Consider the following 17,978-nt stretch of genomic DNA (forward strand, 5'->3'; position numbering starts at 1 on the left):
ACAACACGCGGCGGCGGCACTCGTTCTGCAACAACATGTCCCCGAACGATTACGAGCGGAGCGTCTCCGATAGAATCGGAGACGCAGCTTAATTCACCCCTGTGTCCACTATCCGGGGGGAAGCCCCGTCATCGGCGAGAAGGGTTGACATGACCGTGGCGAAATCATGGGCGCTTCCCCTGATCACTCCGGCCGGTCCATAGCCTTGCCCGGTCCAGGGCAGTTGGTCAGTGCCCCACACGGTGACAGCGTTGAGGTCATGCGGGAGGTTTCGCTGTGCAGGTTGCTGAGCGCGCAGGCGTGAACACCCCAGCGGTATCGTCAGCCTGTTTCGCACCAGCGTCGGGTAGTCCGCCCCGTCGGCGGCCGCTAACGCGTGGCCCAATGCTGAGGCAGCGAGGTTGGAGTAGCTGAAGCGCCCGGCATGACGGACACGCGATCGGCGAAGTTGGTTCATCAGATCGGCGAGGTTCTCGGGTTGTGGATCACCACCTGTCAGTACAGCACTGAGCGCTCGGGCTGCTGAGCGGATTCCCCCGCCGGTGGCAGGCAGTCCTGAGGTGTGGGTCAGACAGGACTCCAAAGTCGCTTCACCGGCAGCTGTTCCGGCCAGGGGGAGGTAGTCTTCGAGCCGGTCGTGCGGTGAGATCAGCCTGGTCTGCACCATGTCGGTGTAGATCAAGCCGTTGAGGGCTTTGCTGATTGAACCGATGTGGAACGTTTTCTGCAGGTCGCACCCGATCGTGGCGATGCGAGTGCCTGCCGGGCCGACTGTGGCGAGACAGGCGGCATAGACGGGGCGGTTGAGCGGCAAGGAGTTGAGTAGAAGGCCTGCCAGAGCGGTGTCACCGTCTGTCGTTGATGCGTTTGTGAGACAGGCGGGTTTCATACCTGTTCACCCTACCGGCGACGCGTCTCACGAGTGGACACTCTGAGGGCGCCACACAGCGATCAAGATGTCACGCCATTTAGCGGACAAAGTCACAGGTCATAGCTGTCGGGGACGGCGGCGTCGGTTCCAATCGGGAGGCTGATCGCGTGACCGTGTCGCTTGAGGTCCGCGGTCAGGACTTGGGTCAGTGCGTCAACGTCGGCTGCGATGAGGGCGCGGCCGACGAGGAACTGGCTCATGACCGCCCATGCTGCGGGCAGCGTCGGTGCTAGGAGCAGGTCGTCGTTGCTGATGCCGTAGTCCTGGAGCGCTGTGCCCGGGTCACGTTCTGGGTTGACGATAGTGGACAGTGCGGTGCCGTCACTGAACGCGATACCGATCTCGATGATGCGGGGGATATCGGCGTAGAACGTTTCGCCGATGGTTGTGACAGCGATGGCGCAGCGTGGCGCAGTGGCGGCGAAAGGGTCAGGTTCGGCGAGGAACCGAATGATGCGGGGATCGACCTTCAGGTCTTTGGCTCGAACTGGCCTGGTGAGGACGATTCCGTTCAGGGACGTTGCGCGGCTGAGGGCCACGTAGGTTTGACCGGCGGCGAAGGCTCCACCGGTGAGATCGATGGCGATCCGGTCGAGGGTTTGGCCTTGGCTTTTGTGAATGGTGATCGCCCAGGCCAGCTTGAACGGCAGCTGGGTGAACGTCCCGACCAGCTTGTTCGTCATGCGTCCGTCCTTGACTTTGGGGCGCACGATCTCCCAGGTGTGTGGGCCGATGGTGACGCTTTCGGTGCTGTCACGGAGGGTGACTTCGATGCTGCCGTCTGTGTTAATCGCAGTGACCACGCCCACGGAACCGTTGACCCACCGACGGTGTGAGTCGTTGGTCTGGAGCATGATCTGCGCGCCGACGGCGTATTCGATGGTTTCGTCGTTGGGGTACTCGCGCCTGCCTACTTCTCCAGTGATGGTCGCGGTGCTGGTCCGGGGTGCGTCGGAGAGCCTGTTGAGACGCCGTTCGTTGATGATGCGGGCCCGTTCGTTGGACGTGGCGAGGGTAAGCCAGAACTCGTCGGTGGGTGGTTCGAAGTTCTCGATCGTGCGGGTAGCGAGAAGCTGACGGACGTGCTCGGTCGCGAGCCCTTCACGGACAGCGTTGAGCAGGTCGACCAGGCTAGGGTCACCGATCTGGCGAAAGACCTTTGTGAGTCTGGCGGTCGGGATGCGGGTGGTGCTGAAGTGGTGCGCGGAGAAGAAGAACGGCGACCCATAGTGGGTACGGAAGTACTCCTCTTCGTAGCTGATAACGACGGGTGGGAGTTGGTACAGGTCGCCGACGAGGACCAGCTGCACGCCGCCGGCCCACTGCCCGGGGGTGGGGCCGAATCGGTTGAGGATCTCGACGATGGTGTCGAACAGGTCGGCTCTCAACATGGATGCTTCGTCGATGATGAGGGTTTGCATCGACTTGAGCACTTTGCGGCGGCGGGGTTTGAACTTGCCCGTTACGACGTCGTGGACAGTTGTCGACGAGGAGATCCCGAACAGGCTGTGCACGGTGCTCCCATCGATCAGCAGCGCCGCAATGCCGGTGGTAGCCGCTCGGACAACGTTGCGGTCGGTGGTTCGGCAGAACTCGCGAATCAGGGTCGACTTTCCGGACCCAGCGAGTCCGGTGACGAAAGCTCCGCGCCCCTGGTGGAGGTGTTCGAGTATCGCTGTGAACTCCGGCGTGTAATCGAGTTTCATCGTCGGGTTCCTCTTCGTTTCGGCGCGCTGGACGCACGCGGATGCGCGTAGACATGTCTTCGTCTACGCGCATCCAATATGCCCGATAGGGCGTGTTCGCTGGCGAGGCGGTGTCGCGGTTCGTCTGATCAGATCAGTACGTGGTCAACGTGTCGACGGCCGCGGTAGCGATGGTGTCTGCGAGGGTGGCCGGGTTGTCGATGTGGGCGACGGTCACCCCGCGTACCGGGGTCATCTGGTAGCTGGGGGCGCGCTGGCTCAGCAGCCATAGGACGCGCACACCGTTGTCCAGGAGTCGCTGCAGTTCGGCGTTGACGGCATCGGCGTTCGGCAGCATCGCATCGGTGATGACGACGACCAGTCGTGCGCCGTCTCGTTTGGCGCTCAGGTGCAGCATGCCGTCGAGCGCCTGCAGGGCCTTCGGTAGACCGCCAGAAAGTCCGTCTGTTTCGGCGATCGGGATGAGGTCACCGCGACCGATGGGGAGTTTCGCGGCGGTGGAGTGCCAGGTGACGGTTTCGACGCGGCCGCCGCGGTCGCGCGGTAGGACGTTGAGTAGCCAGGTTGCGACACCGACGGGGTCGGTGACGTGGTCCTGCGACGGCGAGATGTCGGCGGCGACACCCACGGTGAGGGTGGGTTGGCGGCGGCGACGGCGGTTGGTGGTGGTCCAGGGGGTGGCGGTGACGGTTTGGCCGGTGGCGCGCTGGCCGGAGCGGCGGACGAGTTCACGCATGTTGAGCTTGCCGGGTGGGGTCTGGTGGGCGGTGCGGGTGGTGTCGTAGCCGCGGTCGGCGGCGCGGCGCAGCGCTCGCCGCAGGTTCTCGCGGCCGGCAAGTTCGGCGGCGGTCGGCTTGCGGAAGGTCACGCGGTGGCGGGTGTTCTTCGCGTCGGCCGATGAGCTGCTGATGGTGGCGGCGCGCTGGTTGTCGGCCTGGTGGCGGCGCTGGGCGGCAGGGCTGGCGGTGATGTTGCCTGCGGCGGCGTTCATGGCGTCCTGGGCGTCCTGGGCGGTCTCGTTGAGCGCGGCGTTGAGGTTTGTCACGGCCCCGACGTCACGCTGGCCGGTGGTCGTGTCGGCACCGTTTCCGGGCGCGCTTCCAGTCCCCGCGTTGGCCTGGCCGTTTGCGTCTTCGGTGGTGGAGTTGCTGTCGCCGTCCTGCTGGTCGCTGCCCTGCGTGTTGCCGTGCTGCGGGGCGGCGGGACCGCTGCCCTGGACTGGGGTGCCGACTGCGCCGGGGATATGCTGACCGCTGTCGTCGCCGTTGTCGTTGCTGTTCGCATCGTCGTCGGGAGTCTGGTCGTCGGTGCGGAGTGCGGCGGCGATTGTCTCTGCACACTCGGCCATTCCGGCGTTGTCGCCGTCGTCCAGGCCAACAGCGGTGTCGACTGCGCTAGTGATGACGGCGATCTGCTCAGGTGTCAGCCACGGCGCGCAGACGGCATCGAGGTCTAGGCCGTCGTGCGGGTCGATGACACCGCCGAGCAGGCGACCGCCGAGCAGGATGAGCGTGTTCGCCGCCTCAACTGCGTTCGTGGGGTCGACCTTCCCGAGGATGTGGGCCACGGATGCCTGCATCCACTGGCGGGTGTGCGGGCGGGTGCGCGCCATGACCGATTCGATGCGGGGTTCTTCGAGCATGGTGACCCACTGGCGGTGCGGTCCGAGGTCACCGTTCCAGATGGTGTGGTCGGCATGGGAGACCTCATGGGCGAGCACGCCGGAAACGATCGGGTTGTCCGCGAGGTCGCGGGGGTCAGCGAAGCTGACGTCGTCCGGTTCGGTGTTCGGTGGCAGCAGCTTGTTGGCGTCCAGAGTGATCGTGCACGTCGACGGCCGGAACAGGCCGGGAGCGACGACCGGCTGGTCGGTGATCGTGACGGTGAGGTCGCGGCGGACCGCGATGCTGTCGACCAGGGCGGTCAGTTCGGCCGACCGGGCAATCCATTCGCGGTCGGTGTCGTTGAGCGTCGCTGCAGTCACGGTGTTCTCCATTCGTTGAGGTCCTGACCAATGTCACTGACCGGTGTTCGCTGGCGCGGCACGCAGTAGGCCGGTCGGGGTCGATTCCGGTGTGGCCGGCGGGAGGTGGCTGCAGATACTTCTGCCCTGGTGAGCTGTTCACGCTCGCGGCGCGCACGAGGCTGTGGACAGCTCCCCGATCGGCGCGGACGCGCCTGTCGGAGGCCGCCGAGTGGCGGCGGCCTCCCCAGGTGCGTTCAGAGGGCGGTGTAGGGGTCGGTGTCCACGAGCATCAGCGTTCGCCCGTTGTCCCAGTCGACGCTGATCTGCGCTCCGGCTCCGACGATGATGCTGTGGCCGAACTCGGTGACGGCGGTGACCGTGCCGGTGAGGCCGACCGGCAGTGGGTCGGGGTCGTCCATGACGCCGGTGATCTTCACTCGCTGCCCAACAGTCGGAAGTGTCCTCGCGGCCTTTCCTCCGCCCGTTTGCGCGGCCGGCTCCTGCTGGTGTGTGGCGATGGTCGACACGTGCCTCCAGCGGCTGCCGGTCAGGCAGGTGTGGCACAGGTGTCCGCGGCGGCGTCGTATCGGCGTCCGTGGCAGTTGGGGCAGTGCGTACGGGTGAACTCGACGCGGCCGGGATGCCGTTCGGTGGCACGAGTCCACGCATTCCAGGCCTGCTGCCAGCTGCTGTAGCTGGCGCGCTGCCGGTTCAACCATCCGGCGAACGCTGACCGGACTTCGCGGACGTCATCGAGGTTCAGTGGCCGCAGTTGCGGGAGCGCGGCACCCAGCTGCGCGTTCTGCAGGTTCCAGACCTGCTGGACGAGCGCGCCGTTCACGCGGCCGCCTCCGCAGTGCGGACGACGGCGACGACGTTGCCGTCGTGGTCGCGGGCGAGGTCGTCGGAACCGAGCACGTCACCGGCACGCCCGATGACGGCGGCGGCGGCCGAGCGTGCCGCCGCCTCGCTGGGGTAGCCGCTGTTCTCCCACAGCGGCTGTGACGCCGGGTTTTCATCGGGCAGAATCTCGGCGGTCCAGATGCTGCTGGTGGGGTTCGACATGATGGTTGCCTCCAGGCTCGGTCGGTGCGGTTGGGATGCGTTCAGACCATCAGGGGCACCACTCATGGCGCGGCATACGATGCCGAGGCTCCCCGGCTGAGCTGCTGGTTCCGACCGGGGGGCGGCGGACAGTCCGATCAGCGGCGCAGCACCGGCAGCTACCGCGGACAGCCTCACTGCTCGCGATGCGCCGGCGAGGTCGCTCATGCCCGCCGATCAGGACCAGCGTTCTACCGGTGCGGCGCTGCGCAGCTGTGACCTGGGGTTTTGGGTTGCCGGCTGCAGCACACGGCAGGCCTGCGGTCACTGGAACGATTGGCGGCCACAGGTTCGGAATCGTCCTGTGACCTGCGTAGATGGTTCGTGTGCCGCGTGCTCAGGCACCGAGTTGGGAGTGTTGTGGCAACAGTTCAGCACCTCGAACAAGGGAGAGTTTCGAATGAAGGTTGCAGCTTGGCTCGTCCAGGATCAGGGAAGTGCGCGGGCGAAGGTCTACGGCGCTGCGGCGTGGGTCGATGACGCCGGTAATCCTGTTTACTGCACGGCTCACGGCGGGGAATCGGCCGTTCGGTCCGCTTCCATGAAGGTTCATGTCGAGTCAGGCCCTCACAAGATGGTGTCGTCCAACATCACGAGCGAGTTTGAACGGAAGCTCCGCGATAAGCAGTCCTCCGGCTACGACACGGTCCTCGCCGCGCCGTGCGTGTTCGACTACAGCGGTCTGGCCACCGAACCGGTTGAGAACATCACCCGGCAGGTGCTCCGCGCGGTCAGCCAGGGTTTCGGTGACGACCGTCCTAGCGCGCTCGACGCCGCCACCGAAGTTGTCGGCGGTGCCGCCGCTCCGGCACCGGTGCGCCGCCCTACCCCGCGCCGTCGGTCGGTGAAGAAGCCGAAACTCTCTCCGAGCGCGCTCGCGCCGATTCCGTTGCCTGATGGTGGCGAGTACTTCCCGCGCATAGTCGGAGGCGTAACTGACGTTGATCTGCTGCGTAAGGCTCGCACCGTGCTCCGGCAGAGCTGTGGCCTGTATGGCGGTACGGGGTCCGGTAAGACGACGTTGCCGGTGGCGGCGTTCGGTGACGATCTGGTCGTCATCGAGGGCCACGAAGAACTGACGGTCGCTGATCTGGTTGGCCAGTTCGTGCCTGCCCCTGACGGTGTCACGTCGGCGTCCGGTTTCGTGTTTGTGTCCGGGCCGCTGCTGACCGCGGTCGAGGAAGGTCGCCCCGTTCTGATCAACGAACTCACGCGTATCCCGGGAACGACGCTCGCGAAGCTGTTTTCGGTGATGGACTTCCAGCGGACGCTGACCGTCGAAGCGCTCGGCGGGAAGGTCGTGAAGGCCGCTGACGGGTTCTGGGTGTGCGCAACGTGGAACGACCAGGGCGAGGGCCTGCACGAGTTGGATGAGGCGCTCCTGCGCCGGTTCCCGATTCGTCTGCTGGTGGAGAACGACTACACCGCCGCCGAGCGGCGAGGCGTCGAAGCACGGTTGGTGAAGATCGGGCGCACGCTCGACACCATGCGCCGCCAGCAGATCGCAGACGGCGACATTCCGGTGTGGACTCCGTCAGTGGCGACGCTGCTCGACGTACAGAACATGATCAACGCCGGTCTGGGCGATGAGTTCGCCGCCAACGCCCTGCTGACCGCATGCCCTGAGCACCGCCGCGACGATGACGTGATCGCGAAGATCACCCAAGCTATGGGCATCGCGCCGACCGCGCTGGCCCTGACTGCCGTCGCCTGACGGCCCCTGATCGTGGGGCCGGTGCGCAGGCTCTCCCCCTCGTCGCGCACCGGCCCCACTCCCATCCCCGAGGGAACGTGGGGATGCCGGCTCAGCCGAGGCCGTCGAGGACCGCGGACAGCCTCGCGAACACCGTGGGTTGCCGATTGGGTGGGGTGACGTCGACGGCGCCGCCGCGGCTGACGGTGACAACGCCGACCGGGCCGGAGAACGTGATCGCCTCGAGCTGGTACCGCCGCCGAAGCTGGTCGACGTAGGCGAAGACAGCAGCCACCGGTTCTGACCGGAGCCTGCGGAGTAGACCGTCGGTGATCTGTTCGAGGTCGGCGCCGTCGCATCCGAGCGGGTGCACGGTCACCTGGCGGGCGCGCAGACCGGTCTGCTCCTGCACTTTCGAGGCGAACAGGACCATTCCCGAGTTGCTGAGTCCGTGGCTGCTGAATCTCAGGCGTGGGCCGGAGTCCGGCTGGTCTGTGGTGCGCAGATCGTCGTGGGCGGGGGCGAGAGTCATTCGGACCTCCCAGTGTGGCTTCGAATCGTCTGCTCAGCATGGCACCGGCGTTTCCTGTCGAGCTGGAGCAGAAGCCGGAAAGTGCGGCGTTACGGTGCACGCAACGTCCCAGACCCGCAGAAGGTAGCTCCCGTGTCGTATCCCTGCACTCCCCCGTTTGATTCCTCCGACAACGACGATGACCGGCCGGCACGCGCTGCTGGCGGCTACATGGCCGACATCCACCGCGTGAGCTCGGACCGCATTGGCATCGGCGGATACTCGCTCGGTGCTCTCACTGCCGACCCGATCAGCCCCTACCTCGATCAGAACGAGAGGCGGCGACTGCAGCTGGACGCGCTCATGGATCGCTGCGACGCGCTCGAAGCGCAGGCCGCGGCAACAGAATCGTCCCGGTCCGTCTGGAGGACCACCGCGGTTGTCGCCATGATCGTGGCGACGGTGTTCGTTGTCATCGCGGTGTGGCTGGCGTTCAGTGGCCGCCCGGACAGCGTCGAGGTCGGTCCGACGGCGCCATCGACGGTAACCAACCAGGGCGCCTCCGTCGGCACGGCGACCGTGCACTCGTCGACCTAACCAGCACGGGCAGTCATGCCCGCACAGATCGGGAACCGAGTGCGGTCACTGCGCGTCCAGTCCCTGCTGTGACCTGCGATAGGACGCTAGTGTCCGATCTGTCGGCGAGTCGCCGCAACCTTATGACTGGGCGGCGCCGATGCTTCATGCTGACCGGGTGGACGATGAACAGAGTCTCGACGCGTGGGTCGAGAAGTACCGTGGCCTCCTGCAAGCCGAGCTGCATCGGCGAGGCATCACAATGCCGCCGGAAGCAGCCGACGCTTACGTGCGAGCGATGGTCTCTTCGATCGCCGATTCGACCGGCGTCGATGAACGTCAGGCCCGTCTGTACATCACCGAGGATGCGGTCCGGTCGTGGGCAACGAGCATCGAGGACGACGAGGATCCGCCGGAGGACGGGATCGTGGCGATCCCCGGCGGCCTCGCCCTGCACCTGGTCTCCTGGTCTCAGGCTGTGTTGCAGGCGCTCCAGGATCCGACTTCACCGCTCGACAGCACCCGCGAGGAGATCTTCGGGCAGGCGGCCTTGATACAGGTGAGTATTTTCCCTCTCCCCCTGACGTCCTTCGACGTACTCGAAGCCCCGATGCCGACGTCCGCTTTCGAAGACGTCTGCGACGCGGTCGCCAACGTGGCTGGGTACCTGGGCTCGGTTCTCATCGAAAGACTCAACGCCGGCGATCGCCGCGAGGTCGTCGACGCGGACGAAAGTCCGCTCGCAGTCGGATCGCTCGCCGCGTTCGGCTTCGAACTCATGGATGGGCTCGGACAGCTTCACCGGCACATCACTGATCTCGATGATCTCCTCAGCTACGAGAACATGGATGTACCGTCCGGTCACGATCCTGACTGACCCCGACTGACGCTGTGGCGGCTACCACGCGCACGCGGCGCGACGTGCTCCTGCACGGCCACCGCGTCCGCTGCCGGCTTTGGCCGCGGCGCGCTTGTTCGTCCGGCGACCACCGCGGGTTCGGTTCGCCAGATGAGTTGCCAGTTCTTCCGGCGACATTCGCGGTGCGGGCACCTCAACGCCGGAAAATGACAGAGCGTGCATCTGTCGGCGGAACGCGGTCGCCGCCGCCTTGCGGCCCCTCTTACGGGTCATGGTGTTCCTCCCTTCCGAGCGGGCGTGTTCTGAGTCGGCCTCACCGTATTGCTGCTGGCCGACATGGAGCGGCAGGCCGAGGACGTCGGAGATCTACAGAACATCTGATCCGGTGATGTGCCAGTCATTTCGCCCTCGCCTGGTGTGGAACTGCTGGATCTGCTAGTCGTGGTGGGCGAACTCGGCGGGACGGTAGGTGTCGAGGTCGTCTTCGGTGGGTTCGTGGTCGAAGGTCGCCAGGTACGGCAGGCGGAGCGACTCTCCAGAGGGGGTAACCGTGGTCTGGGTGTCGGGCGGCGTCGGTCCGCCCGAGACGATGCGATGGACCCACTGGTTGTTGCGGTGTGCGCCGTACAGGTGGTGGTGTTCGCTCATTTGGTGCCTTTCGCGGTGGTGTCGAGGTGGTTGTACCAGTCGTAGACCCAGCGGGCGTCGTCGAGGGCGGTGTGTCGCTGGTAGCGGGGAGTCCCGTCATCGTTGGTCATGCCGAGGCCGGCGGCTTCGGCAAGCTGATCGGACTTCCACGGCAGTTCGATGGTGTGTCCGGTGGCCTGGAGGTGGCCGACGGTGAGGGCTTCGATGTCGATCAGATGGTAGGCCCAGGCCGGTGTCCCGCCGCCGGTCTTGTTGAGAAGGTTGGTGATCATGGCGGCGTCGAAGGCGGGGTTGGCGCCGACCAGATGCTTTCGGCCGGCGAACCAGCCGTTGATGATGTGGGCGGCGTCCGCTGCAGGAACCGCTCGGATGGGGTCGTAGCGGTTGTCGTGGTCCTCGCGATACTCCGGTGGGAGTTCGTCGACGAGTGTCAGGTCGTGTTCGACGAACATCTGATGTTCGGTGATGGATCCGTCCTGGTCGCGGATGATCGCGGCGACTTCCCAGATGTGGTCGGTGAACGGGCGCAGCCCGGTGGTTTCGGTGTCGAGGAACACGAGGGGTCCGATGATCGGCATCGGCCTCTCCTTTCAGAGTGCCGGAGTCAGGCGGCGGAGGTCGTGGTTTCTGAGGTGAGGGTGCGGACCGCGTCGAGGAGTTCGTCGACGGTGCAGTCCAAACCGTAGCGGGCGATGTAGTCGGCGACATTCGACCGGAGCACCGGCAGGTAGCCGATGCTCTCGACCCATTCCAGGTTCAGCCACTTATCCGAGAACTTCTGCTTCCAGAGTTCGGCGAACGCGATCACTCCGGGCTCATCGGTGAGCGTGCGAGTCTTCTTCGTTGCCATGGTGGCCTCCCTGCCTGGGTTGTTGTCGAGGTGGAACTGAGCATGTCCGTGGGGGTTCGGGTGAAGCGGCACAGAGCTTCACTGGCGACGCCGCGGTCAGCTGCTGGTCGACGTCATTTCTGCGGATTCGGGGAGCAGGTGTGCGGTGATGATCGGCACTTCGGCGAGGACCCGTTCTCGGAGGTGGTCGGAGAGGTTGGCGTCGGGGAGGACAGCGATGGCGTCGAGGGCGCGGCGCCGCCACTGGTCGGCGGCTGGGTAGTCGCCGCGCATCCGGTGCAGCGACATCTGCCGGTAGTGAGCGACCGGGTCGGCTGGGTCGAGTTCGAGGAGGAGGTCGGCGAACCCGATGCCGGCGGTGATCGCGTCCTGCGAGGTGGCACCGGATTCGAAGACCGCCGTCAGCAGCAGGTGGATTATGCGGTGCTTGCCGTGTTCGGCAGTGAAGGCGATCGCGTCATCCCAGTGCTGGGTGGTCGCGGCGTGAGCGGTCAGATACATCGCCTCGAGGTAGTCGTCGACGCTACGGAATCGGGTGCCGGCGGAGTTGAGATAGTCGACGAGCCGGGGCCACGCGAACCGGTAGTGCAGTTTCCGCGCCTGGATCATCACGTCCTCGAGGGAGTCGCCGTCGCTGATGGTGGTGGCGAGGCCTTCGGTGTGGGTGATCCACGCCTGGTCGGAGATCTCGTCCCACCACTGTTCGATCGACCTGCGGTCGGGGACTGTCGCTGTGAGGGTGCGTCCGGACAGCAGCGCTTCGGTGATGGCGAGTCGATCTCGCCCGAACGACATCGGGCGGTCTCGCAGAAGTGCTGTGTGCGGGCGCAGGGTCAGGCTCGATGCCCCGGTCCGGTAGTGGCCGGGCCAGTGTTCGTTGGCGCGGGCCATCAGTTCGGTGCGATGTGCGTACTCGACAGCGCTGAAGCCGCCGAGCGCTGTGAACGCGGTCATCGTGTAGGCGACGCCGGAGGGGTGGATCGACAGGCCAACGGTCGGTGCGGCCCATTCGTCGAGCACAGTACGTGTTGGGACTGTGCCCGGAGCGCGGCGGTGGATGGCGGTTCCGTCGGTGTCGGCGACGCCGGAGGCGCACCAGTGGGCGCCGCGAAGAGCTCGGGTGTCGTCGACGGTCGCTGATGGCGCCAGGATGTCGCCGTCGTCGAGGAACCTGATCGTCGTGGCGGCTGGCTGGGAGTACGCGGCGAGGTTGTCGCGGACAGCGATCGAGGTTTCGGGGTTGGCTTCGAGGAAGTGCACGCGGTCGCTTCCCGGATCGGTGGGCGTGGTTCCGCGGTCGATGACGACGGTGACGATCACCGTGGTGTCCGGGTCGCTGAGTTGGCTGATCGCACTCGCGAGGGTCGTCGGAATGTTCGCGTCGGTCAGGTGGCTGATGACGATGTGGTGGACTGCGGGCGACGGGGCCAGCTGCTCGTTGCCGGTCATCGTGCAGCCGGGGCGTAGCCGATGCGACTGGTGATGCGGTCGGCGCGAACGAATCGCACTTCCTTCGGTGACGCCAGCTGTAGCCCCCAGTGCCCGATGGCGGCGATCGGTGGAGTGCTGAGCGGCAGGTTCGCGCGGCTTGTGATGCCGATGACGCGGCCGGCCTGATCGTGGAGGGGGCCGCCGGAGTCGCCAGGGAACGCCTTGACACGCACGACGATGTCCTTGGCGGTGACGGCGGTGATCGGCCCACAGGTCACGCCGGTCATGCGGCCGGTCTTGCAGACTCTCTGACCGACCTGCGGTGGCGCCGCGACGGCGGTTTCGGGGACGGTGCCGTTGACGCGGATGAGGGCGTAGTCGAGGTCGAACATCTTCGAGACGGCGCGGACAGTGCCGATGGGGTCGAGGCTCAGGCCTGGATAGGCGAGGTCGCCGACTTTGGAGGCGCAGTGGCCGGCAGTGACCGCGAACGGTTGTCCGGTGCGGTCGGTGCCGGTGATTCCGACGGTGCAGCCGTACTCGCCGACGGTGATTCGCAGCATCGATCCCGGGGTGACGGTGGGTGCGGCTGAGGCTGGGGCGAGTGGCGCGAGGAGTGGGAGTGTGAGGGCGGCGAGGGCGGGCATGAGGGTACGGCGAATGGCGACCATGGTCAGGTCCTCCAGGGTGTGGCTTCGAATAGTGAGTGAAGTGTCCCACCCTGGTTTCCCGCGCGACGAGATCAGCGACGTGGCCTGCGACGACAGTGGTCCCCGCACTGACTGAGCGGCGCTTGCGTGCTCTCCGAGTCAGTTGGCGAGGTCGGTGTACACGCGCTGGCAGAGGGTGACGAGGGATGCGGTGTCGGCGGTGTCGGTGTCCCACCGGTCGATGAGGTCGCCGACGCCGTCGAGGTGGTCGATCTGCCAGCCGGCGAGGTCGCCGCGGCGGATCGGCAGGCACTGGTTGTCGCCGACGCTGCCGATGAGCAGTCGGCGGTCGTTGCCGAGTTCGACGACGATGATCTGCCAGCCGTGACCGAAGTATTCGAAGGTCGCCGGGATGCCCGCGGCGGTGAGGGCGGCGACGTCGGCGTCGTAGGCGGTCGGGTTGGTGATCGTGGCGGTCATGGCGTTCTCCTCGGTGGGCTCCAGGTGATCTGGGATCAGTGTCCGGGTGGCCGATCGCCGGACGCGGCACGCAGCGGCGCCGACGGCAGCGCGGGCCGCTTGCGCAGGCGGGTGAAGTCCGGACTGGCGGCCGCAAAGTCTGGACAGCTGGACTCTCACGCCTCGTTGTTTCTCATCCGCCACAAAGTCTGGACTCATGGACCCGATCGGTCGCTTCGCGCGGCTCAAACCCGCGTCCGGCCGCGTGTGAGTCCACAGAATCATCGGGATCGCGGTCCAGCGAATCGGCGAACTCCCTGCTCGCTGGTCCAGCCCATCGTCGGCTGCGGCTTGTGTGCCGCGACCTCGAACGGGCCTGCCGTGAACTAGAGGCATCTTCCCCAACCAGAAGGAGCCGTCATGAACCTCGAATCCCGCACCGCTGAGATCCGGATCGTCCGGATCGCCGACGACCCCAACCAGCCGTCGGAGACCGACCGGGAGCCGGTGACCGTGTCCGGTGAGGGAAGCGGTCATGTGCCCCTGTGCGCTGCGCATTTCGAGGAACGGTACGGCGAGGAACCCGACATGGGCGACGGTGACTGGCTGACTTTTCAGCCCGGAACCTGCGCCGAGTGCGGGAAGCGGGCGATCACGTTCCAGGTGACAGTGTGACTGTTGGGCCGCTGACTGCGCGTCGGCGGCCGCATCCCAGGGGCGTCGACGGCCAGCCAGCCCCTGGCACAGTCGCACGTCGCCTCCCGTCATCTGCGTGCCGCGCCCCGACAACCGCCCGAGGTGGACTTGATGTGCACTTCCACCCGACTAGAAGGAGTCAATCGTGCAGCTCATCTTCCGTCCGGAGGTTCTCCTCACCCAGATCCACAGCCATAACAATCCAGCGACCGGCGAGTCGTTGGCGGAGGCCGCGCCGTTCCCCACCGCCGGCAGTTCGTTGTCTGCTGGCAACGTCAGTCGGCTGGTCAGCATGCTCGACACTCTCGTCATCTCCTACCGGGCGGTGGCGTGTGCCGACGGCCGTTTCCGCGTGCAGTCGCTGAAGTTCTCGCCGCTCCTCAACGACTACGGCGTCACCACCGGCGTCAAGGTCCTGGTGCAGTTGATGGGCGGCGGCACCCCTGACCGGGACCGTGCGGCCCTCTACGACGTCAGCTACGAGACCTCCCGTGTCGCGACAGCTGAACTGATGCCCGCGGGCGACTCGGTCGGGGGCCGCCCCGAGGAGGTCACGCTCGAGGGCCAGCTCGTGGCGTTCGTCGCCCACGTCACCGATCATCTGAACCGGCAGCTCCGTGCAGACCTGGACTTCTGGGGTCTCGCGGTCGCTGATCCGGCGGCTTAACGCGCGGGCGGGTGGTCGTCGGCGATGGTGCCGGCGGCCGCCGGCCGCGGTGTAGCGGGGTCGGCGGACAGTCGGATCGCGTCGGCGGGCACCCACAGGTCCGCGGTCAGGTGTGCTCGCCGGTTGAACGTGGGGATGTCGACGGTGATGGTGGCCGCCCAGATTCCGGTGCAGAACCGCACCCACCCGGTTTGTGTGGCGGGTAGTTCTGGCGGGTAGGTGAGGCCCCAGGAGCGGACTCGTAGGGGTGGTGGTCGGCGTCCGGCCAGTCGGGCGGCCCAGCCGAGGGCTTCGGCGGGGATGAAGGTGACTGGTCGTGGCGGGTCGAGGGGAAGCCAGGTGCCGGCGTCGATGAGGTCGGCGATGCCAGCGTCGCCATCAGCTGATCCAGTCCCCTCATTCACTCGACCATTCTCGCACAGTTGTTCGATAGTTGGGTTGGTCGAACGCAGAGGTCGCCGACGCTCCCCATGAGCGTCGGCGACCTCGCGCAGCCGAGGAGGCTGCTAGGCGGCGACCAAGTCCAGGGCGTCCTGCGCGCTGGTCACCAGCTGCGCCGTCCCGTCCTGCAGGAGCGCGTGAACTCCGATCCCATAGGCGCTCGTGACGGACGAGGGCACACCTCCGACCATCCGACCGAGACGTGCGGCCTGCCGTGCGGAGTGAATGGCACCACTGCGGCGTCCAGCCTCCACGACAACGACAACCGAGGCCAGCGCAGCCAGGATCCGGTTCCTCTCTAGGCGGCGTCGCTTGCTGGCCACCACTCCAGGCGCGTACTCCGACACGAGCACACCGCGGGCCTCGATGTCGGCGAGCAGCTCACTTGCCGGGCGCGAGTACTGCCGGTCGATTCCGGCGGCGAGGACTGCGACAACCGTGCCGTCGGCGTCCAGTGCTCCGCGCGCAGCTTCGCCACTGCAGCCGTAGCCGCCGGTACTGAACACGGTGTGCCCGGCCTTGGCCAGGTCGGCGCCGAATTGCTCGCTGACGAACGCTCCGTAGCTGCTCGATGCTCGCGTCCCGTCGACGGCGACTCCACCGGCGGCCAGGTCTGCGACGGCCGGGCCGCGAACCCACACCGCGAACGGTGCCTGGTCGCCGAGGTCGGCGAGGCGGTGCGGCCACAGGTCGTGCTCGGGGGTAAGGATGACGGCGTCGACCGCGGACGTGTCGGCGGTCAGCTTCGCCCAGTCGAGCTGCTGTGCGCGACGGAGGACCGGGTCCAGGGCCTCGGCGTACTCGTCGGGGATCAGCCCCGATTCGATGCAGTCGGCGGCCATGCGCACCCCGTGTTCGGCGATGAACGACCGCAGGGTCGGGTTGGGGCCGTCCGACACGGCGGCCAGGTAAGCCCACGCCGCAGTCGCGGTGTCGGGGCGTTCAGAAACAGTGGCGGTAGTAGTCACGGGATCTCCAGGTAGTAGGTGCCGGGCCCGATCGGGCCGGTCCCCTGAAGTTCACCGGTAGCCCAATTGTCGGCGCGGCACGCGAGCGGACCTGCCCTGTCCGACACCGGCAGGAAGCACCACGGAGAAGTCGGCGTGACCAGGCAGAACCTGCGCGGGCGTTCGGCGTCCGGGACGACGCCAGCGGCGGACAGCCTGCCCCGGCTCCCCTACCAGCCCGGCTGGCCGGCGGGGATCGCGTCGTGGTCCCCGCGGGACGGGCTACAACGCAAGCGAGGTCGGCGCCCCGGACAGCCGGGTCACCGCTGGTCGGCAGCTCCTGCGGGGCACGCCTAGAGCCAGGTCGGCAGCCATGCCCGATCGACGGTGCCGGGCAGCCATCGGACGGCTGACGATGCCAGTCATGCCTCGGTACAGGCTGTTCACGCTGGTGATCCGGCACGGTCATTCGGGCCAGTTGTCGCCGTGCCGCACCGTTTCAGCACCACCGCGAAGACTGCTGAGCATGAACAACGACAAGATGCTCACCCGGATCGGCAACCTCCTTCGGCAGGCCGAAGGCACAGACAATCAGTCGGAGGCTGACGCCTTCACCGAGACCGCGCAGCGCCTGGCGACCACGCACTCGGTCAGCCTCGAGTTGGCGCGCGCCGCCGCCGGAGCTCGCGACAAGACAGCCGTCCCGATCACTCGGCATTGCGTGATCGGTGAGCGAGGCAAGAAGGGACTGCGGACCTACGTGTCCCTCATGTTGGCGATCGCGACCAACAACAACGTGAGGTGCGACATCGCCCATAACTCGACGTTCGTGATCCGCTACGGTTTCGAGTCTGACATCGACGTTGTCGACGCCCTGTACGCGAGCCTGATCGTTCAGATGGTGAAGGCCTCCGAGGTGTACCTGCAGTCTGGCGACTGGAAGAACACCAAGATCCAGCGGTTGGTCCCCTATCGCGACGAATGCGGGCACCGCTACCAGCGGTGGGAGACACGGACCCCGAACCGCCTGCAAGCGCGGATCGAATTTCAGGCCGGGTACTCCGCCCACATCGACGAACGCCTGTCAGCAGCCCGAGAGCAGGCCACCCGCGACATCGACGCAACCAACGGCGTCGACGACTCACGCCCAGGGAGCGCACCGAGTGCCGAGCTGGTCCTCAAGGGCAAGGACGTTGCCGTCGCCGACCACTACAAAAAGTCGTCTGTCGCTCGCGGTTCCTACCGCGCGAACAGCCGCGCTACGACCTACAGCCAGGCTGCCCGCGACGCCGGTGCCGCCGCTGCCGCCAAAGCTCAGATCGGCGAGCAGGCCACACTGGGTGGCAGCGCACGGAAGCTGACGGCATGAGCCGCGACTACCAGCAGTCCCTCGTCTATAGCGCCGAAACCCTGTTCATGGGGATGCTCGGTCGCGGTGGCGCTGTGCAGATCGCGGGCACCTCAGTGACGGTGCCACCCGAAGCACGGTTCGGTGATGTCGCAGCCGTCCAACGCTATGTCAACGCTGCGCTCGCTCACCCGGCCGTGGTTGCCGAGTTCGGCGATCAGGGGACGGTCACCGTGCGGGTGAGGAAGGGGACGAAGAAGGCCCACTACGAGTACGCCACGCAGACGATCGCGGTCCCTGAGACAACGACATTCCTCCGCGAGTACGTGGTCCTCCACGAACTCGGGCATCACTTCGCACCCGAGAGTAGGCACGGACCCGCATTCACTGCGACCGTCCTCCGACTCCTCGAACTGATCGTCGGGCCAGAAGCCGCGTTCGTGCTCGGCGTTCTCTACCGAGAGTCAGGTGTCGAGGTCGGCTGAATACACAGGA

The 17,978-nt window shown here is 66.4% G+C and carries 22 protein-coding genes; 7 read left to right on the forward strand and 15 right to left on the reverse strand.

The window, feature by feature from the left end:
• Positions 1–88: 88 nt before the first annotated feature.
• The 6 genes from AAFO60_RS09825 to AAFO60_RS09850 all read right to left on the reverse strand — a co-directional run bounded on the left by AAFO60_RS09825 (position 89) and on the right by AAFO60_RS09850 (position 5,668).
• The gene (locus AAFO60_RS09825; protein ID WP_347956015.1) at positions 89–814 is read right to left on the reverse strand and encodes a serine hydrolase domain-containing protein; all 726 of its coding nucleotides are present in this window, start codon (positions 812–814) and stop codon (positions 89–91) included.
• Between the two features lie 167 nt (positions 815–981).
• Complete coding sequence (locus tag AAFO60_RS09830) at positions 982–2,637, reverse strand: AAA family ATPase (protein ID WP_347956016.1); 1,656 nt, start codon at positions 2,635–2,637, stop codon at positions 982–984.
• A 133-nt stretch (positions 2,638–2,770) separates the two neighbouring features.
• Positions 2,771–4,621, reverse strand: a complete 1,851-nt coding sequence (locus AAFO60_RS09835; protein WP_347956017.1) for a hypothetical protein — start codon at positions 4,619–4,621, stop codon at positions 2,771–2,773.
• Positions 4,622–4,857: 236 nt separating this feature from the next.
• A complete protein-coding gene (locus AAFO60_RS09840) occupies positions 4,858–5,268 on the reverse strand; it encodes a DUF4314 domain-containing protein (protein WP_347956246.1) in 411 nt (136 codons plus the stop codon).
• Entirely contained in the window at positions 5,151–5,444 is a 294-nt protein-coding gene (locus AAFO60_RS09845) for a hypothetical protein (protein WP_347956247.1), read from the reverse strand. The genes AAFO60_RS09840 and AAFO60_RS09845 overlap by 118 nt, the downstream gene beginning before the upstream one ends.
• Positions 5,441–5,668, reverse strand: a complete 228-nt coding sequence (locus AAFO60_RS09850) for a hypothetical protein (protein WP_347956018.1) — start codon at positions 5,666–5,668, stop codon at positions 5,441–5,443. Before AAFO60_RS09850 ends, AAFO60_RS09845 begins: the two co-directional genes overlap by 4 nt.
• Before the next feature lie 439 nt (positions 5,669–6,107).
• On the opposite strand from AAFO60_RS09850, the gene AAFO60_RS09855 reads away from it, so the two are divergent.
• Entirely contained in the window at positions 6,108–7,421 is a 1,314-nt protein-coding gene (locus AAFO60_RS09855) for an AAA family ATPase (RefSeq protein ID WP_347956019.1), read from the forward strand.
• A 91-nt stretch (positions 7,422–7,512) separates the two neighbouring features.
• Here the strand turns inward: AAFO60_RS09855 and AAFO60_RS09860 are convergent, their stop codons facing one another.
• On the reverse strand, positions 7,513–7,932 hold the full coding sequence (locus AAFO60_RS09860; protein ID WP_347956020.1) for a hypothetical protein: 420 nt from the start codon (positions 7,930–7,932) through the stop codon (positions 7,513–7,515).
• A 132-nt stretch (positions 7,933–8,064) separates the two neighbouring features.
• On the opposite strand from AAFO60_RS09860, the gene AAFO60_RS09865 reads away from it, so the two are divergent.
• Together AAFO60_RS09865 and AAFO60_RS09870 are read left to right on the forward strand one after the other, a co-directional pair.
• Positions 8,065–8,508, forward strand: a complete 444-nt coding sequence (locus tag AAFO60_RS09865; RefSeq protein WP_347956021.1) for a hypothetical protein — start codon at positions 8,065–8,067, stop codon at positions 8,506–8,508.
• A 157-nt stretch (positions 8,509–8,665) separates the two neighbouring features.
• On the forward strand, positions 8,666–9,364 hold the full coding sequence (locus AAFO60_RS09870) for a hypothetical protein (protein WP_347956022.1): 699 nt from the start codon (positions 8,666–8,668) through the stop codon (positions 9,362–9,364).
• A 417-nt stretch (positions 9,365–9,781) separates the two neighbouring features.
• Here AAFO60_RS09870 and AAFO60_RS09875 read toward each other — a convergent pair whose 3' ends face one another.
• From AAFO60_RS09875 to AAFO60_RS09900, 6 genes are all read right to left on the reverse strand, one after another.
• On the reverse strand, positions 9,782–9,994 hold the full coding sequence (locus AAFO60_RS09875) for a hypothetical protein (protein WP_347956023.1): 213 nt from the start codon (positions 9,992–9,994) through the stop codon (positions 9,782–9,784).
• A complete protein-coding gene (locus AAFO60_RS09880) occupies positions 9,991–10,572 on the reverse strand; it encodes a 3'-5' exonuclease (RefSeq protein WP_347956024.1) in 582 nt (193 codons plus the stop codon). Before AAFO60_RS09880 ends, AAFO60_RS09875 begins: the two co-directional genes overlap by 4 nt.
• Positions 10,573–10,598: 26 nt before the next feature.
• Positions 10,599–10,844 carry a hypothetical protein gene (locus tag AAFO60_RS09885; RefSeq protein WP_347956025.1) on the reverse strand — a complete coding sequence of 82 codons (246 nt, stop codon included), beginning with the start codon at positions 10,842–10,844 and terminating at the stop codon, positions 10,599–10,601.
• A gap of 96 nt (positions 10,845–10,940) precedes the next feature.
• Positions 10,941–12,293, reverse strand: coding sequence for a hypothetical protein (locus tag AAFO60_RS09890; RefSeq protein WP_347956026.1), 1,353 nt, complete (start codon positions 12,291–12,293; stop codon positions 10,941–10,943).
• Positions 12,290–12,838 (reverse strand): S1 family peptidase, encoded by a 549-nt coding sequence (locus AAFO60_RS09895; protein WP_347956027.1) that lies wholly within the window; start codon positions 12,836–12,838, stop codon positions 12,290–12,292. The genes AAFO60_RS09890 and AAFO60_RS09895 overlap by 4 nt, the downstream gene beginning before the upstream one ends.
• Before the next feature lie 246 nt (positions 12,839–13,084).
• The gene (locus AAFO60_RS09900; protein WP_347956028.1) at positions 13,085–13,405 is read right to left on the reverse strand and encodes a hypothetical protein; all 321 of its coding nucleotides are present in this window, start codon (positions 13,403–13,405) and stop codon (positions 13,085–13,087) included.
• 399 nt (positions 13,406–13,804) lie between these two features.
• Between AAFO60_RS09900 and AAFO60_RS09905 the strand changes: the two genes are divergently transcribed.
• Positions 13,805–14,059 (forward strand): hypothetical protein, encoded by a 255-nt coding sequence (locus AAFO60_RS09905; RefSeq protein WP_347956029.1) that lies wholly within the window; start codon positions 13,805–13,807, stop codon positions 14,057–14,059.
• A 166-nt stretch (positions 14,060–14,225) separates the two neighbouring features.
• Positions 14,226–14,747: a hypothetical protein gene (locus tag AAFO60_RS09910; protein WP_347956030.1), complete on the forward strand. Its 522-nt coding sequence runs from the start codon at positions 14,226–14,228 to the stop codon at positions 14,745–14,747.
• On the opposite strand, the gene AAFO60_RS09915 is transcribed toward AAFO60_RS09910, so the two are convergent.
• Both AAFO60_RS09915 and AAFO60_RS09920 read right to left on the reverse strand, forming a co-directional pair.
• Complete coding sequence (locus AAFO60_RS09915) at positions 14,744–15,151, reverse strand: hypothetical protein (RefSeq protein ID WP_347956031.1); 408 nt, start codon at positions 15,149–15,151, stop codon at positions 14,744–14,746. The genes AAFO60_RS09910 and AAFO60_RS09915 overlap by 4 nt on opposite strands.
• Before the next feature lie 102 nt (positions 15,152–15,253).
• The gene (locus AAFO60_RS09920; RefSeq protein ID WP_347956032.1) at positions 15,254–16,156 is read right to left on the reverse strand and encodes a DNA-processing protein DprA; all 903 of its coding nucleotides are present in this window, start codon (positions 16,154–16,156) and stop codon (positions 15,254–15,256) included.
• Positions 16,157–16,661: 505 nt separating this feature from the next.
• Between AAFO60_RS09920 and AAFO60_RS09925 the strand changes: the two genes are divergently transcribed.
• On the forward strand, positions 16,662–17,504 hold the full coding sequence (locus tag AAFO60_RS09925; protein WP_347956033.1) for a DUF2786 domain-containing protein: 843 nt from the start codon (positions 16,662–16,664) through the stop codon (positions 17,502–17,504).
• Complete coding sequence (locus AAFO60_RS09930; protein ID WP_347956034.1) at positions 17,501–17,968, forward strand: TIGR04338 family metallohydrolase; 468 nt, start codon at positions 17,501–17,503, stop codon at positions 17,966–17,968. Before AAFO60_RS09925 ends, AAFO60_RS09930 begins: the two co-directional genes overlap by 4 nt.
• Positions 17,969–17,978 lie beyond the last annotated feature (10 nt).

The sequence above is a fragment of the Gordonia aichiensis genome, from assembly GCF_039946255.1.
Lineage (GTDB): Bacteria > Actinomycetota > Actinomycetes > Mycobacteriales > Mycobacteriaceae > Gordonia > Gordonia aichiensis_A.